This is a genomic window from Protofrankia symbiont of Coriaria myrtifolia (assembly GCF_900634755.1).
In the GTDB taxonomy this organism is placed as follows: domain Bacteria; phylum Actinomycetota; class Actinomycetes; order Frankiales; family Frankiaceae; genus Protofrankia; species Protofrankia coriariae.
The window spans coordinates 1-3,913 of the sequence record NZ_CAAAFS010000166.1 but is presented as its reverse complement, the minus strand read 5'-3'; the positions used below and the strand labels follow the sequence as shown (position 1 = coordinate 3,913).

The window sequence follows — 3,913 nt, the reverse complement described above, 5'->3', positions numbered from 1 at the left end:
GTCCCCGATGTTCGCGCTGCCCCCGATGTTCGCGCTGCCCACGGTCGCGGCGTCCCTGACGCCCACGGCACCGATGTCCGCGGCATCCCCGGTGTCGGCCCACGGACGTGCGCCGGCCCGGGGCGCGGCAGCCCGAGGTGGCCGCGCAGCGTCGTCGTCTCGTAGGCGTGGCGGAACAGCCCGCGGCGGCGCAGCTCGGGGACGACGTGGTCGACGAAGTCCTCGGCGGCGCCGGGCAGGTAGGGAAAACTGACGTTGAAACCGTCGGCGGCGCGGGTGGTGAACCACTCCTCGATGTGGTCGGCGACATCCTCCGGGGTGCCGACCACGGCACCCGCGGTGGTGAACCGCAGCGCCAGCTGGCGGATCGTGAGGTTCTCGCGGCGGGCCAGGTCGAGCATCAGCTCCTGGCGGCTGCGGCTCCGGTTGGTCGCGCCGACGGGCGGCAGCGGCCCGTCCAACGGGTATCCGGACAGGTCGAGATCCCCGATGTTGTCCTGGACGAGCCGGCGGGCCACGTCGTCGTGGACCAGTTCCTGCAGTTCGGCCAGGCGGGCCCGGGCCCGCTCCCGGGTGCTCGCGACGAACGGTGCGAGCAGCGGCCAGACCAGCAGGTGGTCGCTGTCGCGGCCGTACGCCGCCGCGCGTGCCTTGATGTCGGCATAGAACGCCTGGGCACCGGCCAGCGTGGTCTGGGCGGTGAACACCACCTCGCCGTGGCGGGCCGCGAACGCCAGGCCGGTCTCCGACGAGCCGGCCTGAAAGATCACCGGATGGCCCTGCGGCGGCCGGGAGATGTTCAGCGGCCCGCGCACCGTGAAATGCGGGCCGGCATGGTGTGGGGTGCGCAGACCGGCCGGGTCGTAGTAGTGCCCGGACGCGGTATCCCGGACGACCGAGCCGTCGTCGAAACTGTCCCACAGCTTCCGGACGACCTCGACGAACTCCTCGGCCCGCAGGTAGCGCGCGCTGTGGTCGAGATGGGTGTCCCGGCCGAAGTTGCCGGCCTCCAGCGGGACCACCGACGTCACCACGTTCCAACCGGCCCGGCCGGCGGAGAGATGATCCAGGGAGGCGAACCTGCGCGCGATGTGGAACGGCTCGTTGTACGTCGTCGTCGCGGTGGCGACCAGGCCGATCCGTTCGGTCACGGTGGACAGCGCGGCCAGCAGGGTCAACGGCTCGAAGTGGTCGGCGCGGGCGGTGCGCCGCAACGAGTCGTACTGGTGTCCCCAGATGGCCACGACGTCGGCGACGAACAGCGCGTCGAACGTCCCCCGCTCCAGCGTTCTGGCCAGCTGGATGTGATGGTCGAGGTCGAGCTGGCCGCCCGGCGGCGAGGAGGGGTGCCGCCAGCCGGCGATGTGCCCGCCGGAGCCGTGCAGGATCGCGCCCAGGGTCAGCTGGCGCCGGGAGCGGCCCGGTGCCGGCGCCACGTCCGTGACGGAGGTCATGTCGGGGTCCTCTCCACCGCCGTCGCGGCGGCCGGGGCGTGCCGAGGCGGTGGGACGGGTCGATCGGTGCGTCGTGTCGTTGTCTGGTGTGTCGTTGCCTGGCGTGCCGTGGTGCGCCGTGGCCGCGGGTGGCCGGCGGCGCGACCAGCTCACCACCGCCGAGAATTGATCATCAATTGATCATCGTGGCCGGACGGGCCGCACAGGGTCCGTCACCACACGAGGCCACAAGCCCGCAGGACACGAGATGATGTTGACGGTGGACGTCGGATCCCGCGGCTGTCAGGCCGGATCAGCGGCGGCTCTGGTCGACGTCAACAGATCTGGTCGAAATGATGCGCGCGGCGGGAGACCCAGAACGGATCGAGCATCACCGTCCAGGACGCGGATCCGGCACACATCGTCCGAATGTAACCGCACCGGTGGCCAGGGGTCCAGCATCACCGCGCGGGCAGCAGCGGCCAGCGAACGCTACGCGGCCGGTATCCATCAGATACCGGCCAGAGATACCGTCGGTATCCATCGGATACCGGCCAGAGATACCGTCGGTATCCGACTGATACCGACCGGGAATACGGCCGGACACAGGCCGTGGCAGGCCACCGGGCGAACTCGGGGGATCTCGGCGGGCCGGCGAACAGGAGGGCCGGGACAACAGGGCCGGGGCAACGATGAGGCCGGCTGGTTTGGGTAGGGTGTGGCGGTCCCGGTTCGCCCGCGGTCGCGGGGGGAGGACGGGGGTGAGATGGACGGCGAGGGAGCACAGGGCATCACGCCCGGAGATCTTTTCGACGATCTCCCCATGAACCGCACGGTAACGGTCAGCGTGGACCCGCACGGTGTCGTCACCGCGTGTGGCTCGTACGCCCACCAGCCGCTCGGATACCCTCCGGCCGAGATCGTCGGACGGCCAGCGGCCGACCTTCTTGCCGCTCCACTCCCGCAACCGGCCCGATGCCACCTGACGGACGGGCGAAGCTGGAGCGGGACTGTCGCCCTGCGCCACCGCGACGGGCACGGCCTGGACGTGTGGCTGCACGCCCAGCCACTGCTGGCCGGTAACGGGACGGTGGCCCAGTGGTTCGTGACCGCCGTCACCGTCGAGGACCTGCGCAACCACCAGCGTGAGCTCCAGGCTGAGCTGACGCTGGTGAACTGGGCGTTCACCCAGGCCCCGCTCGGTCTGGCGATCTTCGATACCGAGGTGCGGGTCTGCCGGCTGAACGACGAGTCAGCCCACATGATCGGCCTGCGGGAACAGGACGCGCGCGGACGTCCGGCGGCGGAGGTGTTCCCCGCCCCCGGACATCAGCCCTCCGGCCTGGTCGAGCGGGCCCGCCAGGTGGTGCGGACCGGCGAGCCGGCATACTACGAGGCCTTCCTCCGGGCACCGGCCGACTCCCACGAACGTGCCTGGGCGATCACCCTGTCACCGGTGCGGGACCCGGCCGGCCAGGTCCGAGGGGTGCTCAGCGCGTCGCTCGACATCAGCGAGCGGTACTGGGCCCGGCAGCGACTGACCCTGCTCAACGAGGCCAACGCCGCCATCGGCAGCACCCTCGAGGTCACCCGCACCGCCCAGGAGCTCGCCGACATCGCCGTCCCCCGTCTCGCCGACTGGGCCAGCGTCGACCTCCTCGACACCGTCTACCACGGTGACGAGCCGCCGCCAGGACCGATCACCACCCCGGTGGTGCTGCGCCGCACCGCCCACCAGTCCGTCTCCGCGGGACAGCCGGAAGCCGTCGTCGCGCTGGGCCAGACCGACATCTACCCTCCGGACTCCCCCATCGCCATCGCCCTCGCCAGCGGACAGAGCGTCTCCTACCCGATCTCCGATCCGCATGTGGCACGGTGGGTGGCGGGCAGCCCGCCACGGGCCGCCCGGATCCGCGAGTACGGATTCCATTCCGTCATGATTATTCCGTTACGTGCCCGGGGAAGCATTCTCGGCGTCGCCGTCTTCATGCGTCACCAGCACCATCCCGAGCCCTTCACCCCCGACGACCTCGCCCTGGCCGACGAGCTCGGTGCCCGCACCGCCATCTGTCTCGACAACGCCCGCCGCTACACCCGCGAACGCACCACCGCCCTCACCCTCCAGCACAGCCTCCTCCCCCATGATCTCCCCCGCCCGGCCGCCGTGGACGTCGCCTCCCGTTACCTGCCCGCCGGCGCCCAGGCCGGCGTCGGCGGCGACTGGTACGACGTCATCCCGCTCTCCGGCGCCCGCGTCGCCCTCGTCGTCGGCGACGTCGTCGGCCACGGCATCCACGCCGCCGCCACCATGGGCCGGCTGCGCACCGCCGTGCGCACCCTCGCCGACGCCGATCCCACCCCCGACGAGCTGCTCACCCGGCTCGACGACGTCATCACCCGGCTGACCACCGATCGAGATCCCGGCAGCGGCGATCTCGGCGCGACCTGCCTCTACGCCGTCTACGACCCCACCACCGGCC

Annotated in this window: 2 protein-coding genes; one reads left to right on the top strand and one right to left on the bottom strand. The window is 71.4% G+C overall.

All coding sequences use genetic code 11. The features are described 5' to 3' along the window. On the bottom strand, positions 1-1,454 hold a 1,454-nt coding region (locus CM1CMNOD_RS09060), incomplete at its 3' end, for an LLM class flavin-dependent oxidoreductase (RefSeq protein ID WP_131773946.1). Between the two features lie 745 nt (positions 1,455-2,199). On the opposite strand from CM1CMNOD_RS09060, the gene CM1CMNOD_RS09055 reads away from it, so the two are divergent. Beyond that, on the top strand, positions 2,200-3,913 hold a 1,714-nt coding region (locus CM1CMNOD_RS09055), incomplete at its 3' end, for a PAS domain-containing protein (RefSeq protein ID WP_131773945.1).